The sequence below is a fragment of the Rhodococcus sp. W8901 genome (genome assembly GCF_013348805.1).
Taxonomy (GTDB): domain Bacteria; phylum Actinomycetota; class Actinomycetes; order Mycobacteriales; family Mycobacteriaceae; genus Prescottella.
Genome location: NZ_CP054690.1, coordinates 3,641,461 through 3,662,287 on the forward strand (window position 1 = coordinate 3,641,461; position 20,827 = coordinate 3,662,287).

22 protein-coding genes are annotated in these 20,827 nt (G+C 69.0%); 13 read left to right on the top strand and 9 right to left on the bottom strand.

Annotated elements, in window-relative coordinates; all coding sequences use genetic code 11:
• Nucleotides 1–18 precede the first annotated feature (18 nt).
• The 3 genes from ybeY to HUN07_RS17075 form a co-directional block, all read right to left on the bottom strand.
• Nucleotides 19–561: an rRNA maturation RNase YbeY gene (gene ybeY / locus HUN07_RS17065; RefSeq protein WP_114719097.1), complete on the bottom strand. Its 543-nt coding sequence runs from the start codon at nt 559–561 to the stop codon at nt 19–21.
• A 59-nt stretch (nt 562–620) separates the two neighbouring features.
• Nucleotides 621–1,712: a PhoH family protein gene (locus tag HUN07_RS17070; protein ID WP_174911303.1), complete on the bottom strand. Its 1,092-nt coding sequence runs from the start codon at nt 1,710–1,712 to the stop codon at nt 621–623.
• A 96-nt stretch (nt 1,713–1,808) separates the two neighbouring features.
• Nucleotides 1,809–2,483, bottom strand: a complete 675-nt coding sequence (locus HUN07_RS17075) for a TetR/AcrR family transcriptional regulator (RefSeq protein ID WP_114719395.1) — start codon at nt 2,481–2,483, stop codon at nt 1,809–1,811.
• A 186-nt stretch (nt 2,484–2,669) separates the two neighbouring features.
• Here HUN07_RS17075 and HUN07_RS17080 point away from each other — a divergent pair, with 186 nt between their 5' ends.
• From HUN07_RS17080 to HUN07_RS17095, 4 genes are all read left to right on the top strand, one after another.
• A complete protein-coding gene (locus HUN07_RS17080) occupies nt 2,670–4,289 on the top strand; it encodes an MFS transporter (protein WP_174911309.1) in 1,620 nt (539 codons plus the stop codon).
• Between the two features lie 173 nt (nt 4,290–4,462).
• Nucleotides 4,463–5,113: a DMP19 family protein gene (locus HUN07_RS17085; RefSeq protein ID WP_174911312.1), complete on the top strand. Its 651-nt coding sequence runs from the start codon at nt 4,463–4,465 to the stop codon at nt 5,111–5,113.
• Entirely contained in the window at nt 5,110–5,370 is a 261-nt protein-coding gene (locus HUN07_RS17090; protein ID WP_114719093.1) for a hypothetical protein, read from the top strand. Before HUN07_RS17085 ends, HUN07_RS17090 begins: the two co-directional genes overlap by 4 nt.
• On the top strand, nt 5,367–6,977 hold the full coding sequence (locus HUN07_RS17095; RefSeq protein ID WP_174911315.1) for a hypothetical protein: 1,611 nt from the start codon (nt 5,367–5,369) through the stop codon (nt 6,975–6,977). Before HUN07_RS17090 ends, HUN07_RS17095 begins: the two co-directional genes overlap by 4 nt.
• Before the next feature lie 35 nt (nt 6,978–7,012).
• Here HUN07_RS17095 and HUN07_RS17100 read toward each other — a convergent pair whose 3' ends face one another.
• The 4 genes from HUN07_RS17100 to hrcA all read right to left on the bottom strand — a co-directional run bounded on the left by HUN07_RS17100 (nt 7,013) and on the right by hrcA (nt 10,866).
• A complete protein-coding gene (locus HUN07_RS17100) occupies nt 7,013–7,792 on the bottom strand; it encodes an alpha/beta hydrolase family protein (RefSeq protein WP_174911318.1) in 780 nt (259 codons plus the stop codon).
• Between the two features lie 2 nt (nt 7,793–7,794).
• Nucleotides 7,795–8,556: a 16S rRNA (uracil(1498)-N(3))-methyltransferase gene (locus tag HUN07_RS17105; RefSeq protein WP_174911321.1), complete on the bottom strand. Its 762-nt coding sequence runs from the start codon at nt 8,554–8,556 to the stop codon at nt 7,795–7,797.
• Nucleotides 8,557–8,574: 18 nt separating this feature from the next.
• The gene (gene dnaJ, locus HUN07_RS17110) at nt 8,575–9,726 is read right to left on the bottom strand and encodes a molecular chaperone DnaJ (RefSeq protein WP_114719089.1); all 1,152 of its coding nucleotides are present in this window, start codon (nt 9,724–9,726) and stop codon (nt 8,575–8,577) included.
• Between the two features lie 96 nt (nt 9,727–9,822).
• Nucleotides 9,823–10,866 (bottom strand): heat-inducible transcriptional repressor HrcA, encoded by a 1,044-nt coding sequence (gene hrcA / locus HUN07_RS17115; RefSeq protein ID WP_114719393.1) that lies wholly within the window; start codon nt 10,864–10,866, stop codon nt 9,823–9,825.
• A gap of 241 nt (nt 10,867–11,107) precedes the next feature.
• Here hrcA and HUN07_RS17120 point away from each other — a divergent pair, with 241 nt between their 5' ends.
• Nucleotides 11,108–11,419, top strand: a complete 312-nt coding sequence (locus HUN07_RS17120; RefSeq protein WP_031938276.1) for a type II toxin-antitoxin system VapB family antitoxin — start codon at nt 11,108–11,110, stop codon at nt 11,417–11,419.
• Between the two features lie 18 nt (nt 11,420–11,437).
• Here HUN07_RS17120 and hemW read toward each other — a convergent pair whose 3' ends face one another.
• Nucleotides 11,438–12,646 carry a radical SAM family heme chaperone HemW gene (gene hemW / locus HUN07_RS17125; protein WP_254622570.1) on the bottom strand — a complete coding sequence of 403 codons (1,209 nt, stop codon included), beginning with the start codon at nt 12,644–12,646 and terminating at the stop codon, nt 11,438–11,440.
• A 129-nt stretch (nt 12,647–12,775) separates the two neighbouring features.
• Here hemW and HUN07_RS27505 point away from each other — a divergent pair, with 129 nt between their 5' ends.
• The 6 genes from HUN07_RS27505 (at nt 12,776) to HUN07_RS17150 (ending at nt 18,534) form a co-directional block, all read left to right on the top strand.
• Nucleotides 12,776–12,865: an Ms4527A family Cys-rich leader peptide gene (locus HUN07_RS27505; RefSeq protein ID WP_368076962.1), complete on the top strand. Its 90-nt coding sequence runs from the start codon at nt 12,776–12,778 to the stop codon at nt 12,863–12,865.
• Nucleotides 12,866–13,034: 169 nt separating this feature from the next.
• Nucleotides 13,035–14,744, top strand: coding sequence for a nitrite/sulfite reductase (locus tag HUN07_RS17130; RefSeq protein WP_174911327.1), 1,710 nt, complete (start codon nt 13,035–13,037; stop codon nt 14,742–14,744).
• The gene (locus tag HUN07_RS17135; protein WP_174911330.1) at nt 14,741–15,484 is read left to right on the top strand and encodes a phosphoadenylyl-sulfate reductase; all 744 of its coding nucleotides are present in this window, start codon (nt 14,741–14,743) and stop codon (nt 15,482–15,484) included. The genes HUN07_RS17130 and HUN07_RS17135 overlap by 4 nt, the downstream gene beginning before the upstream one ends.
• Nucleotides 15,481–16,422: a sulfate adenylyltransferase subunit CysD gene (gene cysD, locus HUN07_RS17140; RefSeq protein ID WP_174911333.1), complete on the top strand. Its 942-nt coding sequence runs from the start codon at nt 15,481–15,483 to the stop codon at nt 16,420–16,422. Before HUN07_RS17135 ends, cysD begins: the two co-directional genes overlap by 4 nt.
• 2 nt (nt 16,423–16,424) lie before the next feature.
• Nucleotides 16,425–17,753: a sulfate adenylyltransferase subunit 1 gene (locus HUN07_RS17145; protein ID WP_174911336.1), complete on the top strand. Its 1,329-nt coding sequence runs from the start codon at nt 16,425–16,427 to the stop codon at nt 17,751–17,753.
• 28 nt (nt 17,754–17,781) lie between these two features.
• Nucleotides 17,782–18,534, top strand: a complete 753-nt coding sequence (locus tag HUN07_RS17150) for a sirohydrochlorin chelatase (protein WP_174914818.1) — start codon at nt 17,782–17,784, stop codon at nt 18,532–18,534.
• Nucleotides 18,535–18,929: 395 nt separating this feature from the next.
• Here HUN07_RS17150 and HUN07_RS17155 read toward each other — a convergent pair whose 3' ends face one another.
• Complete coding sequence (locus HUN07_RS17155) at nt 18,930–19,181, bottom strand: hypothetical protein (protein WP_254622571.1); 252 nt, start codon at nt 19,179–19,181, stop codon at nt 18,930–18,932.
• A gap of 122 nt (nt 19,182–19,303) precedes the next feature.
• Here HUN07_RS17155 and HUN07_RS17160 point away from each other — a divergent pair, with 122 nt between their 5' ends.
• Entirely contained in the window at nt 19,304–19,819 is a 516-nt protein-coding gene (locus HUN07_RS17160; RefSeq protein WP_174911339.1) for a flavin reductase family protein, read from the top strand.
• A gap of 66 nt (nt 19,820–19,885) precedes the next feature.
• Nucleotides 19,886–20,821 carry a serine hydrolase domain-containing protein gene (locus HUN07_RS17165; protein ID WP_174911341.1) on the top strand — a complete coding sequence of 312 codons (936 nt, stop codon included), beginning with the start codon at nt 19,886–19,888 and terminating at the stop codon, nt 20,819–20,821.
• Nucleotides 20,822–20,827 lie beyond the last annotated feature (6 nt).

A 20,827-nucleotide genomic window follows, 5' to 3' on the forward strand; every position in this document is an offset into this window, starting at 1 on the left:
ATCACCGTCCGCCGGACATCACTGTTCGGGGCCATCGAAGAACCCGGCCTTGCCCAGCAACCGCTGGTCCCGGGCGGCGAGTTCGGCCTCACGTTCGGCGCGGCGCAGATCCTCGTACCATTCGGCCAGCAGCTGATTCTGCAGCCCGAACATCTCCTTCTCCTCCTCCGGCTCGGCATGGTCGTAGCCGAGGAGGTGAAGGACACCGTGGACGGTCAGCAGCGCCAGCTCGTGATCGAGCGAATGGCCCGCGTTCTGCGCCTGGTCGGCGGCGAAGGACGGGCACAGCACGATGTCACCGAGCATCGACGGACCCGGCTCCGGCGCGTCCGGGCGACCGCCGGGCTCGAGCTCGTCCATCGGGAACGACATCACGTCGGTGGGGCCGGGCAGGTCCATCCAGCGCATGTGCAGATCGGCCATCGTGGCCGAATCCACGAGCACCATCGACAGTTCCGCCGCGGGATGGACGTCCATCCGGGCGATCACGAAGCGCGCGACGCTGATCAGGTCCTCGTCGGAGACTTCCATCCCCGATTCGTTGGAGATCTCGATACTCATTTACGTCGCTCTTTCGTCGTCCGCGGGCGCGCGGTAGCCGTGCTGGGGCGGAAACAACCCTACCGCCGCTGCGAGCGCGACTGGACCGCTCGTCGGTGCGCACGGTTCCCCAGCGGCATGTCGGCCGCGCGGGTCGACTCGAAGCGGTCGTACGCGTCGACGATGTCGGAGACCAGGCGGTGCCGGACCACGTCGCTGCTGTCGAGAATCGCGAAGTGAATGCCGTCGATGTCGTCGAGGATCTCGGTGGCCGCCCGCAGGCCCGAGCGCGCCCCACCCGGCAGGTCGACCTGCGTGACGTCGCCGGTGACGACGATCTTGGAGCCGAACCCGAGTCGGGTGAGGAACATCTTCATCTGCTCGGCCGTGGTGTTCTGCGCCTCGTCGAGGATGATGAACGCGTCGTTGAGGGTGCGGCCACGCATGTACGCGAGCGGCGCGACCTCGATGACGCCGGCCTGCATGAGCTTCGGGATCGCCTCGGGATCCATCATGTCGTGCAGCGCGTCGTGCAACGGACGCAGATACGGGTCGATCTTCTCGTGCAGCGTGCCCGGCAGGAAGCCCAGGCGCTCGCCGGCCTCGACGGCCGGACGGGTCAGGATGATCCGCGTCACCTGCTTGCTCTGCAACGCCTGCACGGCCTTCGCCATCGCGAGGTACGTCTTGCCGGTACCGGCCGGGCCGACACCGAACACGATGGTGTTCTCGTCGATCGCATCGACGTAGCGCTTCTGGTTGAGCGTCTTCGGCCGGATCGTCTTGCCGCGCCGCGACAAGATGTCCAGGCTCAACACGTCGGCCGGCGACTCGGACAGACCCTGCGTGAGCATGCCGACGGTCCGGCGCACCGCGTCCGGCGTGATGGGCTGATTGCGGCGAACCAACGCGGCGAGCTGCTCGAGCACCCGCTCGGCGAGCGCGACGTCGGCGGGGGTGCCGGTGAGGGTGACCGCATTGCCGCGGACATGGATGTCGGCGTCGAGGACCTGTTCGAGAGCGGTCAGGTTCTCATCGGAAGACCCGAGCAGGGGCGGCACCACCTCGGGCGGGAGTTCCATGCTCGAGCGCACGGTGCGCTCGGCCGGCTGCGTGGGATCCTGCGGGGAGTCGCTGTAACGCGACCTGCCGTTCTCGACTTGTTCACTCACGTGAGGGCTATGGCCTACTTTCAGGTCCGATCCGTCCACGACGGGCTGTCATGTGTGCCCAAAGTCTAGCGCCCGACAGTGATCACGCCCACCGAGTTACCCCTCGGACCTACCGCCCGGTTCGCCCGGATCCCGCAACCAGCGCGCCGCCTCCGCCACGATGTCGGCCGCACGCTCGGGCGGCAGACCCAGCAGTACCAGACTCGCGGTCGCGAAGGTCTCGCCGCGGTCGTTGATCACACCCTGATTCGCGCGCTCGAGCAGTGTCAACGTCATACCCTCGTCCATCGCGACCAGAAGGTCGGCGGGCAGGTACGACGAGAACACCCCGTCCCGTTGGCCCCGCTCGACATTGCCGACCGTGGTCGCCCGCAGCGGGTCGAGCAGGTCGTGGATTCGGTCCTCCCCCAGTTCGCGACGAGCGAACGAGAGCAGAACCCGGAAGCGGTCGCCGATCGGCCACGTACGCAGCGCCAGCACCGCGAGCGCCAGGTCGGGTCGTTCGGGCAGGGGCGGGCCGGTGACGAGGCTCACCGCGATCGCGGCGGACGCCTCGGCGACCAACCCTTCGATCAGCGCGTCCCGGTTCGGGAAATGCGAGTACACGGTCCGGCGCACCACCCCCGCCGCACGGGCCACCTCGTCCATGCTGGAGTCCGGATCGGCCGCGAACGCCGTGATCGCCGCCTCGAGAATGCGGGCACGGTTCGCCCGCGCCTGCGGCCGCTGTTGCGGCGGTGGCGAGGGGGACGTCGAGGACTCGGAACTCACGAAGCCATCCTCCCCCACCCGCCCGCCGCGCCGCTCGAACGTCGGATACCGGCAGGCGTGTTCGATCCGCGACCACGTGGCCTCCATCACACCCTTCTTGCACACTCGTGTGCAGATAGCTAACTTGCACATCAGTGTGCAATGTTCTCGGCGCGGAGGACGCCCGGGGGTAGGGAGGGAACGACGATGACGGTCACGCTGACGCGATTGCCGGGTCTGGCCACCACACCGGTGGACCGCATGACGGAGCCCTATCGGCGACGATGGGCGGCACTGGGAGTGCTCTGTCTGAGCCTGCTGATCGTGGTGATGGCAAACACCGCCCTCATCGTCGCGGCGCCGGACATGACCCGCGACCTGCAGCTGACGAGTTCGGACCTGCAGTGGGTCATCGACGGGTACACCGTCCCCTACGCGGCGCTGATGCTGCTGTTCGGGGTCATCGGCGACAAGTACAGCCGCCGCGGCGCCCTGTTCGCCGGCCTGCTCGTCTTCGGCGGCGGCGCCGTGTTCGGCAGCCTCGCCGACAGCACGACGTCGGTGATCGCGGCCCGGATGATCATGGGCGTGGGTGCCGCGATCATCATGCCGGCGACCCTGTCCCTGCTGGTTGCGACGTTCCCCGCCGCGGAACGCGCCCGGGCGATCGCCGCGTGGGCCGCGACGTCGGGGCTGGCGATCGCACTCGGACCGCTGCTCGCGGGCTGGCTGCTCGAAAGCCGCTCGTGGCACTCGACCTTCCTCATCAATGTGCCGATCGCCGCGTTCGCGATCGTCGCCGCACTCGTGCTGGTCCCGCCGTCGAAGGCGCACGGCCTGGGCCGGATCGACTGGATCGGCGGGCTGCTGTCGGTGGTGACGATCGGCGCGCTCGTGTTCGCGATCATCGACGGATTCCACTTCGGCTGGACCTCGCGAGCGGTTGCCGCGGCCGTCGTCTCCGCTGTCGGACTCGCCGCGTTCGCGCTCTGGGAACTGCGGCACGAACAGCCCCTCCTCAACGTGCGCAAACTCGGCGAACGCAAGGTCGGCGGCGCGGCGCTCGCGGTGCTGCTGGTGTTCCTCGCCGCGTTCGGCGCGATGTTCTTCGTCGCCCAGCAGTTCCAGTTCGTGCTGGGCTTCGGCCCGCTCGCGACCGGCGTCCGGTTGCTGCCGCTCGCGGTGGCGGTCTCGGTCGGCGCCGCGGCCAGCGCCCGCCTGGTCCCTCGGATCGGCACCCGCGCCGCCGTCGCCGGAGGGATGGCGGTGGCTGCGATCGGCGTGTTGCTGCTCGTCCGCGTCGACGCCGCGTCCGGGTACGCCGACTTCGTCCCGACGCTGGTGCTGCTCGGAATCGGTGTCGGGCTGTCGGTCTCACCCGCCACCGATGCGCTCATGGGCAGCTTCCCCGACAGCGACCTCGGTGCGGCCGGCGGACTCAACGACACCGCGATCGAACTCGGCGGATCGCTCGGCATCGCCATCCTCGGCTCGGTCCTCGCCTCGGCCTACAAGGACGGCATCTCCGGATTCCTCGCTGCGCTCCCGATCCCGAAACTCACGGGGCCACAGGCGGATCTGGTGGCGCAGGGACTCGAGGCCTCCGGCGAGTCGGTGGGCGGAGCCGCGATCGTCGCCGAGGAGATGTCGCAGAACATGCTCGCGCAGGCGCAGGCACAGCCGCTGATGGAGGCCGCCACCGCGGCATTCGCCGATGCGATCTCGCAGGCCAGTCTCGTGGGCGGCCTCGCGCTCGCGGTCGGCGCGGTGGTGGTCGCGGGCATCCTGCCCGGTCGGACCGTCGACCGTGTCGGCATGGACAACTAAGGTACGGCGTCGGCCGATCATGCTGCTTGCGCGGTCGCACCAGCCAGTTTGCGGCCCGCGGGAAGCGAGAGGAGCGGCATCATGACGGAGGACGCGTCGTCGGGTGGTTTCCCGGACCTACAACGGGCTGCCCTACATCGGCCTGATCGAGGACGTGCGAGAGAGGTCGCCCGATGACTGACTGCCGAATCGCCGAGGTCGGGTTCACTGACACACACATCGTGCTGGCGCTCACGAACGGCGACGTACTGACGACCCCGATCGTGCGGTACATCCGCGTCGAGAAGGCGACACCCGCCGAGCGCGCCCGCTGGGTGCTCGCCGACGACGGGCACGGTGTGAACTGGCCGGAGCTGTGGAAACCCGACGACGAGGGCATGGTGAGCGTCTGGGAGATCCTCCAGAACCGGCTCTACGAGGCCGCGCTCGGTCGCTTGCAGCAGGCCGGCTGGGACGTGGATACCGTGTCGCAGCGCGACCACGAGCTGGTCGCCCTGTGGCGCCTGGAGGCCGACGTCAACAACGGCGGGTTCTTGCAGTTCTTCGGAAACTGGGGCGAGCGAAACCATCTCACCGCTGTCGCCGCGCTCGACCTGATCGGTGCACGCAGGGCCGCAGAGCTCGTCCGCAGGATGTACGCGGTGATCGAGCCGTACGCCGACGAGGTCGTCTCACTCGCCGATCTTCCGGGTCTGCTCACCGACGCCGACCACGACCGGCTGCAGGAGCTCGACGAGGCGTTCTGGGAGTACCCAGACCGGCTCGCGCGGCTCGTCGTGCAGCACTACGGCGTCGACACACACGACGACGGTGGCACACGATGATCACGACCGAAGAGATCGAACGCCGCACCGACGGCGACCGGCTGCCGCTTCTGACGCTGTCCGAGTTCTTCGACGGAAACACCCAGGAGGATTCCTTAGCGCCGAACCAGTGGGGCTACGGTCGTTCGCCGCTCGCGGAGATCGCCACGCGACTACGTGTACTCGAGGCGTCCTCCGACATCGCCTGGGTGCGTGTCGAGTTGCACCCCGACACCGGCGACGGCGTGATCGAGGCACCGCACGGAGGCGCGCCATGACCGAATCTGAATCACGTGCATTCGTCCCGACAGTGGGGGATGTTCTCGTGTTTCCCATCGAGCGGATCGACCGGTACGGGGCGTGTCAGGTCGTCGCGGCCGACGAGACCGAGCGGCTGGCAACGGTCGCGGTGCTCGCGTGGACGGGCGCAGCGGTGCCTGACGTCACCGCGTTGGCCGGCGTGCCACGGATGGTGAAGGACTTCATGTTCTGGCGCCCCGAGGAGGTCGTGATGGAGGTGGCGCTCCCGGTGCCCGAGTCGTATCGGCGGATCGGGAGTCTGCCCGTGACCGGCGAGACCGTCTCGCGGTCCTCCGGGTCATGGGATTTCGAGCACGACATCGCGCGCCAGCATCGGTGGGACGTCACGCCGACCGAAACGACCTCGGCGTTCAAGGCGGCCCTGGACAGCGAGGAGATCGCGACAACTCCGGGCCTCGTCTACGCGCGCAACGGTGACCCGTACGAGGCGCGCTTGGCCGCGGCGCGCAGCTTCAGAGACGACGCCGGGTACCGGGTCGGCGACGATTTCTGCATGGAGTCGCTGCGGGCCTGGCCCGCGCTGTACCAGGTCACACTCCACTCCTGGCGCGATGACCTCGTGCCGTTCCTGGAATCGTCCCCGCTGGTCAACGAGTTGACCCTCACCGGGCACGGCCGGCGTGAACTCGACCTCTCCCGCACGAGCCTGGACCGACTGTCGGTGGACATCACGGGGCTGGAACGACTCGTACTCCCGCCGAGCCTGGACCTTCTGCTCCTGCACGGCGCGGGTGCGGTGAATCGCTTCGACTCGCGCGACGGTCTGCTCGACGGCCCGAGCGCCGAGACACCCGAGGCGCTCGCGATGCTGCAGGTCGTCGCCGATCAGGACGGCCGCTGGATCTCGGTGCAACTCACCGGGACGGTGCCGCCGGTGCGCGGACTCGACCGCGTGCAGGGACTGCGGATCGGAGCCATCGACGACCTGGACATCTCCGATGTCGCCGAGTGCTTCCCGAACACTTCCTGGCTGCACCTGTTCGGTGCGCCCGGTCTGCTCCGCGGACTGTCCGAGTTGCCGGCGCTGCCGACCTTGGAGACGCTGTGGCTGTGCGACCTGTTCGGCTACGAGCCCGGCGACTTCCCGGGGCCGGGCGAGCTGCCGGCGCTCACGAGCCTCGACCTCGACAGCATCCCGACCGACGTCGCCACCCGCGTGCGCGCGATGTACAAGAAGGCGTCGCACGTCTCGCTGAGCGTGCGCAGGCCCCGCAAACCCGAGTGGCTGGCCGAGAACTTCGAGAACCCGCTGCGGCACTGGGACGGACGCGACGGCATCCCGGCAGCAACAGCGAAGCAGGCCCGCACCGCATTCGTCACGGCGCTGCGGCAGGTGCGCGACGCCGACGCGTCCCGCACCGACGAGACCGGCTACGCGAAGACCGTGACGGCCTCGGTCACCGAATTCCTCGACGTCATCTCGGGCCTCAACCGCAAGCGCCAGTTCCTGTACACCCTGGAACGCGACGAGGTGATCGACGCCGTCGACACCCTGACCACCGGTCTCCCGCCCGAGGCCAACCGCACTCTCGAACCGCTCATCGAGGAGGCACTCGACGACTGAACACCGCCGGGTCCTCGAACGGGAGCCAGTGACCGCTATGCCTCGCCACCGACGGACCAAGGAGCCGGATCCAGGGCCGCGCGCAGCGACAGTTCCCAGGACCGCGAGCCGCGGTCGAGGAAATCGTTGTGGCCCTCCCCAGGCACCTCCCACAGCACCGCCCGATCCCCCGCCGCGACGGCCCTCTCCACGTACACGCGGCTGCCCGAGGCCGGGATACGCAGGTCCTCGGCACCGTGGAGGCACACCGTCGGGATCCCGGTCGGGACCCGGTGCAGTGGGGAGGCGTCGAGATAGATCTGCGGATCGCTCGCGTGGTCCACCCCGAACAGATCTTCGAGGACGACGCCGCCACGCCGGGTCGCGGACCGCGAGGCCAGGTCCAGGGCCCCGGCCTGGGACACCACCCGCTCGGGTCGGACGAGCGAATCTCGTTGCCCGGCAACCCAGACCGCGAGTTGCGCACCGGCCGAATGGCCGACGATCCGGACGTTGCCGAGATCCAGCGGAATCGGCGAGTGCTCCGGCAACAGCGTCGCGGTCGCGGCGAGCGCGGCAGCGATGTCCGCGCTCGTCTCGGCCCAGCGGCCGCCGGCACCGACACGGCGGTACTCGACGTTCCATGCCGCGACACCACGCCGGGCGAGCTCGACCGCAAACGCGGTCGCCAGATTCAGGTGGAAGTCGGCACTCCAATAGCCACCGTGGATCAGCATCACCACCGGCACCGGCACCGGCGCCTGCGCGCCGTTCGGAAGGTAGAGATGCCCGAACTGCTGTGGTTCGGGGCCGTACTCGATCTTCGTTCTGCTCATGACTATTGGAGCGGTGCCGTCGTCCAGCGATCCGTCAGCACACCGATCGCACCCAACGCGACGGCCGCGGCCGTCGACGTCCGCAGCACCGTCGGACCCAGCAGGACCGCGGTCGCGCCGGCCGCGGTGAGCGCGGCGACCTCGTCGTCGGATAGCCCGCCCTCGGGGCCGACGACCAGCATCACCTCGGGGGCGTCCCGCAGTGGGAGCGACGCGAGCGGCAACTGCGCCGACTCGTGCAGCACGGCGACGACGCCACCGCGTCCGACCACGTCGCGCACCCGCTCGAGCACCTGCGGGGTGTGATGGAGTTCGGCGACCTCGGGGACCAACGCACGGCGCGCCTGCTTGGCCGCGGCCACCGCGGTGTTCCGCCAGCGCGTGACACCCTTCTGAGTCTTGGCGCCCTCCCAGCGGGCCACGCACCGCGACGACTGCCACGGCACCACCGCGTCGATCCCGGCCTCGGTGGCCAGCTCGACGGCCAACTCGGAGCGTTCGGCCTTGGGCAGCGCCTGCACCAGCGTCACCGCCGGCGACGGCGGCCGCTGATCGCGGCGCGCGGTCACCTCGAGGTCGAGCCGGTCCTTTGCAGCGGCCGTGACCGTCGCGTCGGCGATCCCACCGCGACCGTCGGCGAGGAGCAGTCGCTCCCCCGGCTTGATGCGCCGCACCGTCGCGGCGTGACGGCCCTCGGGCCCGTCGAGCACGGCAAGCTGCCCGACGTCGGGCAGCGGATCGAGATAGAAGACGGTGGCGGCCATCAGCGGACCCCGCGTCGGTCAGCGTCCACTGAACGCATCACGCAGGCGGGAGAACAGGCCCCCGCTGTTCTGCGAACCGGTGGACACGACCTCTGCGTGGTCGCGGTCGCGGTGGTTCTTGAACTCCTGCAGCAGCTTGCTCTGCTTGCCGTCGAGGCGCGACGGGATCACCACCTCGAGGTGGGCGTGCACGTCGCCGCGGACACCCGAGCGCAGCTTCGGCATCCCGTGGCCGCGCAGGATCGACACCGATCCGGGCTGGGTGCCGGGGTCGACGGTGATCTCGGTGGGTCCGTCGATGATGGTGTCGAGCGTGACCGAGGTGCCGAGCGCGGCGTCGACCATGGGGACGCGGATGGTGCAGTGCAGGTCGTCGCCGTCGCGGACGAACACGTCGTGCGGCTGCTCGATCACCTCGACGTACAGGTCGCCGGGGTGGCCGCCGCCGGGGCCGACCTCACCCTGCGCAGCGAGCCGGATACGCATGCCGTTGCTGACACCGGCGGGCACCTTGACGGAGATGTCGCGGCGGGCGCGGACGCGGCCGTCGCCGCCGCACTTGTGGCAGGGGTCCGGGATGGTCTCACCGGCGCCACGGCACGTCGGACACGGACGCGACGTCATCACCTGGCCGAGGAACGACCGCTGCACGGACTGGACCTCACCCGCGCCGCCACACGTCTCGCAGCGGACCGGCTGCGAATCGCCGTGCGTGCCCGAGCCGGTGCAGCTGTCGCACAGGATCGCGGTGTCGACGGTGATGTGCTTGGTGACACCGGTGGCGCACTCGTCGAGGGTCAGCTTGGTGCGCAGCAGCGAATCGGCGCCCGGCTGCACGCGCCCCTTGGGCCCGCGACCGCCGCCACCGCCGCCACCGAAGAACGCCTCGAAGACGTCACCGAGACCACCGAAACCGGCTCCACCGAAGCCACCGGCACCCGCGCCACCGCCGGACTCCATCGGATCGCCGCCGAGATCGACGATGCGCCGCTTCTCCGGATCCGTGAGCACCTCGTACGCAGTGGAGACCTCGCGGAACCGCGCCTGCGCCGACTCGTCCGGGTTGACGTCGGGGTGCAGCTCGCGGGCGAGCTTCCGGTATGCGCGCTTGATCTCCTGGTCGGTCGCGTTCGGCCCGACGCCGAGCGTGCCGTAGTAATCCCGTGCCACTTTGGGTATCTCGTCCTTCTCTACTTCGTTCGCATCACACGGTGAGCAGCTCCGGTGCCGGAAGATCCGGGACCGGTGCGGGTGCCCGGCCGCACGCTATCGCTCGGCGAGTACCTCGCCGATGTACCTGGCAACGGCAGCCACCGAGGCAATTGTTCCCGGATAGTCCATCCGAGTCGGTCCGAGGACCCCCACACCGCCGAGGACGGTGCCGGCGGCCCCGTAACCGGTGGAGACCACCGACGTGCCGCGCATCTCCGCGACCTGGGTCTCCTCGCCGATCCGCACGGTCACGCGACCGGCATCCTGGGTGGCGGCCAACAGCTTGAGCACCACCACCTGCTCTTCGAGCGCCTCGAGCACCGAACGCAGCGACCCCGGCAATCCTGCCTGCATCGTGAAGTCGGCCGCATTGCGGGTGAGGTTGGCGGTGCCGCCGAGGACCAGCCGATCCTCGGGATGCTCCACCAGCGTCTCGACCAGCACAGTCGCCGACCGGACCACGGCGTCACGCAGGTTCTCCGGCGCATCCTCCGCGAGTTCGGACACCGCGATGGACGCCGCCGCGAGTCGCTTGCCCTCGAGCGCCCCGCCGAGCAGGGCCCGCAACCGCGACAGGTCCTCCTCGTCGATCACGTCACCGAGCTCGACGATCCGCTGGTCGACGCGCCCCGAGTCGGTGATCAGCACCAGCAGCAGGCGTGCCGGCGTGAGCGCCACCACCTCGAGGTGACGCACCGACGACGCCGACAACGTCGGGTACTGCACGACGGCGACCTGGCGGGTGAGTTGTGCGAGCAATCGCACACCGCGACGCAGGACGTCATCCAGGTCCACACCGGACTCGAGGAACTCGAGGATGGCGCGCCGCTCGGCCGACGACAGCGGCTTGACCTGGGCGATGCGGTCGACGAACTGCCGGTACCCCTTGTCGGTGGGCACCCGGCCCGAACTGGTGTGCGGCTGCGTGATGTAGCCCTCGGCCTCGAGTACCGCCATGTCGTTCCGGATCGTCGCGCTGGAAACGCCCAGGTTGTGGCGTTCCACCAGCGCCTTCGATCCGATGGGCTCCTGGGTGGCGACATAGTCGGCGACGATCGCCCGGAGAACCTCGAATCTCCGTTCATCCGTACTCGACACCGCTGCCCACCTCCACTTCGCCACGAGAACGGGACCCGACGTGGTGGCCCCCGGTACGCGGGCACCGCCGTGCTTCGTGCCCACCTCGCTACCCAGTCTAATGGCCGGCGCGATTCCGAACGCCGCAGGCCGCGCCGGGCATTCGGTACGAACCGAACAGCCGTCGCAGGCCGTAGGGTGACCGTCGGGGTGACCGGCATTGGTGATCCGGTCCACACGAGGAACTCAGGCGGCTAGAGCGATGATCTTCAAGGGTGTCAGGGACGGCAAGCCGTATCCGGAGCACGGGTTGACGCTGCGGGACTGGGCGCAGATCCCCCCGCGCCAGGTGCGACTGGACGAGATCGTCACCACCACGAGAGTCCTGGAACTCGATCGACTGCTGTCGGAGGACTCCACGTTCTACGGCGACCTGTTCCCGCACGCGGTGCTGTGGGAGGGCAACATCTACCTCGAGGACGGCGTCCACCACGCGGTCCGGTCCGCCCTGCGCAATCGCGTCGTCCTGCACGCCCGGGTCTACGACTACGACGCCGCCCTCGCCGACGACTGATACCCCCGCCCCTCCGGTTCAGTCGAGGACGTCCCGGACCACGGCGTCGGCGAGCAGCCGACCGCGGTCAGTGAGGATCAGGTGGTCGTCGGCGATCGTCGCGAGTCCGTCGGCGACGACCCGCTCGGCGGCCGCACGCTCACCCTCGGACAGGTCCGCCAGCGGCAACCCGGTCCGCAGCCGCACGGTGAGCATCACCCGCTCCACGTGCACGTCCTCGGCACTGAGGGTCTCGCTGCCGCCGACCGGCAGCTCCCCGGCGGACAGGCGGTCCGCGTACCGCGCGGGGTGCTTGACGTTCCACCACCGCACTCCGCCGATGTGACTGTGCGCTCCGGGGCCGGCGCCCCACCAGTCGCCGCCGTCCCAGTAGCCCAGGTTGTGGAAGCAGCGGGCGTCGTCGTCGGCCGCCCAGTTCGACACCTCGTACCAGCGCAGGCCCGCCTCGGCGAGACGCGCGTCGATGCGCTCGTAGCGGGACGCGAGGACGTCGTCGTCGGGAGCAGGCAGCTCGCCGCGCCGGACCTTGCGGGCCAGCGCGGTGCCGTCCTCGACGATGAGCGCGTACGCGGACACATGGTCGACGCCGGCACCGAGCACCGCGTCGAGCGAGGCGTCCAGGTCGGCGTCGCCCTCTCCGGGCGTGCCGTAGATGAGATCCAGGTTGACGTGGTCGAACCCGGCTGCGCGCGCCTCACGCGCGGCGGCCACGGCCCGCCCCGGCGTGTGGGTGCGGTCGAGGACCTTGAGCACGTGCGGTGCCGCGGACTGCATCCCGAGCGAGATCCGCGTGTAGCCGGCGCCGCGCAGCGCGCCGAAGAACTCGGGTGACGTGGACTCGGGATTCGACTCGGTGGTGACCTCCGCCCCGGGAGCCAGCCCGAAGCTGCCGCGCACGGCCCCGAGAACCTCCGCCAAACCGTCCGCACCGAGCAGCGAGGGCGTGCCCCCGCCCACGAAGACGGTGTCGACCGCGGGCCCACCCGTGATGTCGGCGGCCTGCGCCAACTCCCGCTTCAGAGCCTCGAGCCAGGACTGCGGGGACGCGGACGTGCCCAGCTCCCCCGCGGTGTAGGTGTTGAAATCGCAGTAGCCGCACCGCGTGGCGCAGAACGGCACGTGGACGTAGATCCCGAACGGACGCGTCCCCACTCCCGCCAGGGCCGAGTCGGGAAGCTCGAAGGGTATCGAGTCGACGGCAGGGGTCGAGGCAGCAGATCCACTCACGTCTCCAGTGTCCCAGCCGCCGTCATCGGCGCCACGTTCCCCCACGAGATCGGGACATTTCCCGAGAATTTGGGGGAAATATGTCCCCAGTGGTCGGCAGACGGCAAATCCCATGGCAGAATGGCCGCCATGACAGATACCGGGGTGCGATTGGTGGCCAGACGCCACGTCGACCTCAAGCGTGTCTGTAGCTGTTGTTGTCTGCCCTGCGGCGTGTAAAGCAGCCCGGCGTCCCCCTGCCCTGAGTGCAGTCGACGCTCGCCTGTGTTCGTCTCCCCGTTTCTGCCCGCTTATCCCGGCCGGCCGAGGACGATCCCCGCGAGGAAACAGCCCTCCTCCCCCGTCTTCGACCGGTGCACCGTGAGATTCACGAAATTCAGGAGCACCCATGACGTCGACCACCGACGCCGAATCTGCCGTGAGCCCGCCGGCGCGCACCGCGCGTCCGAAGAAGCGTGTCTCCGAGGGCCAGTGGGCCCTCGGCTACCGCGAGCCGCTCAACGCGAACGAGCAGATCAAGAAGGACGACAACCCGCTCAACGTCCGCGCGCGCATCGAGAACATCTACTCGAAGCAGGGTTTCGACAGCATCGACAAGGCCGACCTGCGCGGGCGTATGCGCTGGTGGGGCCTGTACACGCAGCGCGAAGAGGGCTACGACGGCACCTTCACCGGCGACGAGAACATCGACCTGCTCGAGGCCAAGTACTTCATGATGCGGGTGCGGTGCGACGCGGGCGCGCTCACCGCCGAGCAACTGCGCACGGTCGGCGAACTGTCCACCGAGTTCGGTCGTGACACCGCCGACCTCTCGGACCGCGAGAACGTCCAGTACCACTGGATCGAGATCGAGAACGTCCCGGAGATCTGGAAGCGACTCGAGGCCGTCGGACTCAAGACCACCGAGGCGTGCGGCGACTGCCCGCGCGTCGTGCTCGGCTCTCCCCTGGCCGGCGAGTCGTTCGACGAGGTCCTCGACCCGACGCCGGCGATCGACGAGATCGTCCGCCGCTACATCGGCGATCCCGAATACTCGAACCTGCCGCGCAAGTTCAAGACAGCGATCTCCGGACAGCAGGACGTGGTGCACGAGATCAACGACGTCGCGTTCGTGGGCGTCAACCACCCCGAGCACGGCCCGGGCCTGGACCTGTGGGTGGGCGGCGGCCTGTCGACCAACCCCATGCTGGCGCAGCGTGTCGGCGTGTGGGTGCCGCTGGACGAGGTCCCGGACGTGTGGGAGGCCGTGGTCTCGATCTTCCGCGACTACGGCTACCGCCGTCTGCGTGCGAAGGCGCGGCTGAAGTTCCTGATCAAGGATTGGGGAATCGAGAAGTTCCGTGAGGTGCTCGAGACCGAGTACCTGAAGCGCAAGCTCATCGACGGCCTCGCGCCGGAGAAGCCGGAGCGCCCGATCGATCACATCGGTGTCCAGAAGCTGCGTAACGGCCTCAACGCGATCGGGTTCTCCCCCATCGCCGGTCGTGTGTCGGGCACGATCCTCACCAAGGTGGCCGACGCGGCGGAGCGGATCGGTTCCGACCGCATCCGCTTCACGCCCTACCAGAAGCTGATCGTGCTCGACGTCGCCGACGACAAGGTCGAGGAGCTGATCGCCGAACTGCAGCCGCTCGGCCTGCACGCGCGGCCGTCGCACTGGCGCCGGAACCTGCTGGCGTGCAGCGGTATCGAGTTCTGCAAACTGTCGTTCGTGGAGACCCGCAAGCGCTCGCAGGTGCTCGCACCCGAGCTCGAGGAGCGGCTCGCGGACATCAACGCCCAGCTCGACGTCCCGATCACGATCAACATCAACGGCTGCCCCAACTCGTGCGGCCGGTCCCAGATCGCCGACATCGGCTTCAAGGGCCAGTTGGTCGACGACGGCGAGGGCAACCAGATCGAGGGCTTCCAGGTGCACCTGGGCGGCAGCCTCGGCCTGGACAGCGCCTTCGGCCGGAAGCTGCGCCAGCACAAGGTGACCAGCGCGGAACTCGGCGACTACATCGACCGGGTGGTGCGCAACTTCGTGAAGCACCGCAACGAGGGTGAACGCTTCGCACAGTGGGCAGTTCGAGCAGACGAGGGGGATTTGCGATGACGGTTGATCTGACGACGGCGACCGAGGACGACCTCCGCGCGTTGGCCGCGCGGGGTGCCACGGAACTGGACGGCGCCTCCGCGCGGGAACTGCTGCGGTGGACGGAGGACACCTTCGGGGCCGGGGCGAGCGAAGCGACGGGGTATCGCAACAGCTACATCGTGGCATCCAACATGCAGGACGGGGTGCTCGTTCACCTTGCGGCACAGGTTCATCCCGGCGTGGACGTGCTGTTCCTGGAGACCGGCTACCACTTCCCGGAGACCATCGGCACCCGCGACGCGGTGGAGCAGGTGTACGGCGTCAACGTCATCAACGCGCAAGCCGAGGCCTCGGTCGCCGAGCAGGACGCGGCCGAGGGCAAGGACCTGTTCGCCCGCGAGCCCAATCGCTGCTGCGCGCTGCGCAAGGTCGCGCCGCTGAAGGCGACGCTGAAGAACTACCGGGCGTGGGTCACCGGCATCCGCCGGGTCGAGTCCCCCACCCGGGCGAACGCCCCGCTGATCTCCTTCGACGAGGCGTTCGGACTGGTGAAGATCAATCCCATCGCCGCATGGTCGGACGACGACATGCAGGCGTACATCGACGAGCATTCGATCCTGGTGAATCCGCTCGTCGACGAGGGATATCCGTCCATCGGGTGCGCTCCGTGCACCGCCAAACCTCTCCCCGGCGCCGATCCGCGTAGCGGTCGGTGGGCCGGTTCCGCCAAGACAGAATGCGGGTTGCACGCCTCATGACAATCGACATCTCACTCCCCGAGCCGCGGCTTCAGCTGGACGGCACCAAGTTCGACACCCTCGACGCCCTCGAGTCCGAGGCCATCCACATCTTCCGTGAGGTGGCGGGCGAGTTCGAGCGCCCCGTGATCCTGTTCTCGGGCGGCAAGGACTCGACGGTGCTGCTGCACCTCGCGATCAAGGCCTTCTGGCCGGCGCCGCTGCCGTTCGCGCTGCTGCACGTGGACACCGGGCACAACCTGCAGGAGGTGCTCGACTTCCGCGACCACGTGGTCGCGAAGTACAACCTGCGCCTGCACGTGGCCAAGGTCGAGGACTACCTCGCCGACGGCCGGCTCACCGAACGCCCCGACGGCATCCGCAACCCGTTGCAGACGGTCCCGCTGCTGGACGCGATCGCCGAGAACCGCTTCGACGCGGTGTTCGGCGGCGCCCGCCGCGACGAGGAGCGGGCCCGCGCCAAGGAGCGGATCTTCTCGCTGCGCAACGCGTTCGGCCAGTGGGATCCCAAGAAGCAGCGCCCCGAGCTGTGGAACCTGTACAACGGCCGGCACTCCCCCGGCGAGCAGGTGCGCGTGTTCCCGCTCAGCAACTTCACCGAACTCGACATCTGGCGCTACATCGCGCGCGACAACGTCGAGCTGGCCAGCATCTACTACGCGCACCAGCGTCCGGTCTACCAGCGCGACGGCATGTGGATGACGCCGGGCGTGTGGGGCGGACCGGCCGACGGCGAAGAGCTGCAGACGCTCTCGGTGCGCTACCGCACCGTCGGCGACGGCTCGACCACCGGCGCGGTCCTGTCCGACGCCGCCGACAACGAGGCGATCCTCGCCGAGGTCGCCGCGTCGCGTCTCACCGAGCGCGGCGCCACCCGTGGTGACGACCGAGTTTCCGAAGCGGCCATGGAAGACCGCAAGCGAGAGGGCTACTTCTGATCATGAGCGACCTTCACGAGCGTAGCCAGCGGAGCGAGACGAAGCTCCTGCGCCTGGCTACGGCCGGCAGTGTCGACGACGGCAAGTCCACTCTCGTGGGCCGGCTGCTGTACGACACCAAATCCGTTCTGGCCGACCAGATCGACGCCGTCACCCGCGCGTCGGTCGACAAGGGCCTGTCCACCCCCGACCTGTCACTGCTCGTCGACGGCCTGCGCGCCGAACGCGAGCAGGGCATCACGATCGACGTCGCGTACCGCTACTTCGCGACCCCGCGCCGCTCGTTCGTCCTCGCCGACACCCCGGGGCACGTGCAATACACCCGCAACACCGTCTCGGGTGCCTCCACCGCGCAGCTTGTGATCCTGCTGGTCGACGCGCGCAAGGGCGTCATCTCGCAGACCCGCAAGCACGCCGCGGTGCTGGCGCTGCTCGGGGTGCCGCGACTGGTGCTGGCGGTCAACAAGATCGACCTCGTGGAGGATCCGGCGACGGTCTTCGCCGACATCTCCGCCGAGTTCCGGTCCCTGACCGGTTCGCTCGGCTGGGCCGCCGAGGACGTCCTGGAGATCCCGGTGTCCGCGCTGCACGGCGACAATGTCGCGGTGCGGTCGGAGAAGACGCCGTACTACGACGGGCCGACGCTGATCGAGCATCTGGAGTCGGTGCCGGTGGACAGCGACAATGAAGGCAAGCACGCTGTGGGCCTGCGCTTCCCGGTGCAGTACGTGATCCGTCCGCGCACCGCCGAGTTCCCGGACTACCGCGGCTACGCCGGACAGGTCGCGGCGGGGTCCGTCGCCCCCGGCGACGAGGTGGTGATCCTGCCGTCCGGAACCCGGACGACGGTCGCCCGGATCGATACCGCCGACGGCGAACTCGACTCCGCGCATGCGGGACGCAGTGTGACGCTGGTGCTCGCCGACGACGTGGACGTCTCGCGTGGCGATACCATCGCCTCGCCGATCTCCGCCCCCGAGCCGATCGACACGTTCGACGCCACCGTGTGCTGGCTGGCCGAGAAGCCGCTGCGGCCGGGTGCGCGTCTGCTGCTCAAGCACGGCACCCGCACCACGCAGGCCATCGTCGGGGCCCTCGTCGAGCGCCTCGACGAGCAGGAGCTGACGTCCGAGCTGAGCCCGGAAACCCTCGAGCTCAACGAGATCGGCAAGATCACGGTGCGCGTCGCGGAGCAGATCGTGGCGGACGACTACACCGTCAACCGCCACACCGGCTGCTTCCTGCTGATCGACCCGGCCGGCGGCAACACCCTCGCCGCCGGACTCGTCGGCGATGCGATCGCGGCCGTCGAACTCGGTGAGCGGGTCTGAGACCGTGACGCGGCTGATCACGGCGGCGATGCCGCCAATGATCGCTGTCGCCCACGGCAGCCGTGACCCCCGATCCGCTCGGGTGGTCTCGGCTGCCGTGGCGGCGATCCGCGCCCGGCGGCCGGAACTCGACGTGCGGCTGTGCTTCCTGGACCTGAACGCGCCGTCGGTCGATCAGGTGGTCGATGCGGTTGCCGCCGAGGGACATTCGTCGGCAGTCGCCGTCCCGTTGCTGCTCGGCAGCGCATTCCATGCTCGGGTGGATCTGCCCGGAATCCTCGCCGCTGCCCGGGCCCGGCATCCGCAGCTGACCGTGCTGCAGTCGGGCGTCCTCGGGCACGACCGTCGACTGATCGACGCGGTGCGCAGCCGGATCACCACGGCCGGCGCCACCGCCGACGACGCCGACACCGGGGTCGTGCTCGCGGCGGTCGGATCGTCACACACCGCCGCGAACGACGACACCCGTAGGCTGGCCGCGGTCCTCGCGGAGGGTACGCGGTGGGCCGGCGCTGTCACCTGTTTCGCGACCTCCGCGGAGCCCACCGTCGGTCAGGCAATCTCCCTGCTGCGCTCGAGAGGGGTCGAACGCATCGTGATCGCCCCGTGGTTCCTCGCTCCCGGCCGCCTCACCGACCGCCTCGGTGCCGCAGCATTGGCGGCTGCCCCCGAGGTGCTGTTCGCCGACACCATCGGTGCACACCCCCATCTCGCGGACGTCGCGCTCGATCGATACGAAGCAACGCTCGCCGTGGACGCCCGGATCGAACGGTCCGCTTGACGGTTCCTCGGTACTCGTTGCGGCTCAGGTGATGAGGCCTATTCCGGACAGGTCGGGCGTTGCGTGTCCGTCGCCATGCGCTGACCGCAATCGCCACTGCTGCCACCGACAGGAGATCGGAGACCGTCAGACCGTGTTCCGGGCTCAGGCTCCACAGGACACCGCCCTCCAACGGGCCGTTGGCGAACACCCACACGACCGCAACGGAAACCAGTGCTGTGGCGGCGGGCCGAATCGGCTTCGCCAGGCACCACGCCGAGAGAACAACCAAGATGTTCATCGTGAGGGCGGGATAGAAGTAGTCAGCCATCGAAAGTCTCCTGGTTCACACCGGCGATTGCGCACCATTCTCCCTTCTGCTCAGCCGGGCGAGCTGTTCGCCCCGTCCCGCTGAATCACGTTCGAAAGGCCATCCCGCGATCACCCAACGCCTCACCGAGGATCCGGATCGCCTTCGGGCCCACGCCGTGCATCGCAAGCAGTTCGGATTCGGTGTGCCGGGCAACGTCCTCGAGTGACGACAGTCCCGCACCGGCGAGCGCCCTGGTTGCGGGCCGACCGATCGCGGGAGGCAGGTCACCGCTGCCGGGCTCGGACACCTCGGGCATCGCCATCGCGGCCTTGCGGAGGTGACGGATCGTCGTCATACGAGGGATCGTAGGTGCCCGGACCGACGGCCGTGGCGTTCGGCACAACCGCTTTACCTCGAGTGAACTTCAGGTTCTAGCGTCGAGGACGACCCCCTGACGCCCCGACGAAGGACCTCGCGTTGACGACCGCCACCCCGATTTCTCAGCTCAACGGCGACTTCCGCCGGGCGTTCCGCGGCCACCCCGCCGGTGTCGCGATCATCACCGCGCAGGGCCACGACGGGCCTGTCGGACTGACGTCGTCGTCGGTGTCGTCCGTCGCGGTGGACCCGCCGATCCTCGGGTTCTCGCTGCAGTCCGATCGGGGCTCGGCCGCCGTCGTCGGATCCGCCGCCAGCTTCCTGGTGCACCTCCTGACCGCCGAGAACGTCGCCCTGGCACGGCTGTTCGCCACACCCGGGACCCGACGCTTCGGCCCCGAGATGTCCTGGTCGCACCTCGAGACCGGTGAACCCATGATCCACGGAACCGGGCACGTCCTGCGCTGTACGCCCCTGTCGAGCGTGCATGCCGGCCCGGCGACCGTTCTGACCGCCGCCGTGGAGGACATCTACGCACCCGAGCACCTCGGGGCGCCACTGGTATACCAGGACCGGAGCTACCACTGCGTGAGTCCGTGGACGGCACTCCCCTGATCATTCGCTCGTTCGACTCGTCGATAGTCGCGCGAAAATCTTTACCGCAGCTTTATTCTCGTGGCCATGCAGCGAACTCTCCGCCGAGCCCGCCGACGGGTCGGCGCCACGGCGTTCACCCTCGCCGCCACAGCATCACTCGCACTCACCACCGCCACCGCGCCGGCATCCGCAGCAACTCCGGTGCTCCCGAATCCGGGATCCGTGATCGGTGACCCCTGGGAACTCCAGACGGTCATGCGCGCCGCGGCCGCGGTCGTCGACCACAGCGCACCCGGCATGTCGATCGCGATCGTCAAGCCCGACCCACACCAGCCGGGCGAGTCGATCACCACGACCTATTACTTCGGGTTGGCGGACAAGGAGAACAAACACAAGGTCGGCCCGCAGACGCAGTTCGAGATCGCATCGGAGACCAAGACGTTCACGGGTGCACTGCTCGCGAAGAGGATCTATCGGGGCCTGGCGGAGCTCGACGACCCCGCCCAGGACTACGAGCAGAACGTCACGTTCCCGACGATGGACGGATCTGCCATCACGCTCGGGGATCTCGTCACCCACCGGTCCGGACTCACCGACGATCCGGGCAACCTGCATGCGGGCTGCCCGGGCGACGACCCCAAATGTGTGGACGCGAAGGCCCTGTACAACCGGACCCTCCTGTGGGAGGGGCTCGAGGCCCCCGGCACACTCGCGAATCCCCCAGGCTCGACGCAGATGGGCATGGCCTGGCAGCTGTACCCGGCACAGAAGGGCATCGCGTATCCCTACGCGTTCAAGGACGGCGCCTCGAACGGCAGCACCAGCGCCACCTACCTCCTGCCCTCCGCGGGTTGGGGCGTGACCGTGCTCGCGAACGGTAAGAACGTGCTTCCCGACGACCAGGAGAACCCGACGACCGATCTCGCCGCGCTCGAGCTGATGCGTGAACTGGCTCCCGCCGGCCCGCTGGCGGAGGGAAGCAGCAGCGGATCACTGTCCTTCGGTTCCCTCGGCTCCTGAACCGGT

Excerpts from the sequence above, each read along its gene's own strand:
- HUN07_RS17090 (WP_114719093.1), top strand. The coding sequence starts at position 5,110 with ATGATCACGACCGAAGAGATCGAACGCCGCACCGACGGCGACCGGCTG.
- HUN07_RS27505 (WP_368076962.1), top strand. The coding sequence starts at position 12,776 with ATGACAGATACCGGGGTGCGATTGGTGGCCAGACGCCACGTCGACCTC.
- HUN07_RS17145 (WP_174911336.1), top strand. The coding sequence starts at position 16,425 with ATGAGCGACCTTCACGAGCGTAGCCAGCGGAGCGAGACGAAGCTCCTG.
- HUN07_RS17155 (WP_254622571.1), bottom strand. The coding sequence starts at position 19,181 with ATGACGACGATCCGTCACCTCCGCAAGGCCGCGATGGCGATGCCCGAG.
- cysD (WP_174911333.1), top strand. The coding sequence starts at position 15,481 with ATGACAATCGACATCTCACTCCCCGAGCCGCGGCTTCAGCTGGACGGC.
- HUN07_RS17120 (WP_031938276.1), top strand. The coding sequence starts at position 11,108 with ATGATCTTCAAGGGTGTCAGGGACGGCAAGCCGTATCCGGAGCACGGG.
- HUN07_RS17100 (WP_174911318.1), bottom strand. The coding sequence starts at position 7,792 with ATGAGCAGAACGAAGATCGAGTACGGCCCCGAACCACAGCAGTTCGGG.
- HUN07_RS17135 (WP_174911330.1), top strand. The coding sequence starts at position 14,741 with ATGACGGTTGATCTGACGACGGCGACCGAGGACGACCTCCGCGCGTTG.
- HUN07_RS17165 (WP_174911341.1), top strand. The coding sequence starts at position 19,886 with ATGCAGCGAACTCTCCGCCGAGCCCGCCGACGGGTCGGCGCCACGGCG.
- HUN07_RS17150 (WP_174914818.1), top strand. The coding sequence starts at position 17,782 with ATGCCGCCAATGATCGCTGTCGCCCACGGCAGCCGTGACCCCCGATCC.
- HUN07_RS17105 (WP_174911321.1), bottom strand. The coding sequence starts at position 8,556 with ATGGCCGCCACCGTCTTCTATCTCGATCCGCTGCCCGACGTCGGGCAG.
- HUN07_RS17130 (WP_174911327.1), top strand. The coding sequence starts at position 13,035 with ATGACGTCGACCACCGACGCCGAATCTGCCGTGAGCCCGCCGGCGCGC.
- HUN07_RS17085 (WP_174911312.1), top strand. The coding sequence starts at position 4,463 with ATGACTGACTGCCGAATCGCCGAGGTCGGGTTCACTGACACACACATC.
- HUN07_RS17080 (WP_174911309.1), top strand. The coding sequence starts at position 2,670 with ATGACGGTCACGCTGACGCGATTGCCGGGTCTGGCCACCACACCGGTG.
- ybeY (WP_114719097.1), bottom strand. The coding sequence starts at position 561 with ATGAGTATCGAGATCTCCAACGAATCGGGGATGGAAGTCTCCGACGAG.
- HUN07_RS17095 (WP_174911315.1), top strand. The coding sequence starts at position 5,367 with ATGACCGAATCTGAATCACGTGCATTCGTCCCGACAGTGGGGGATGTT.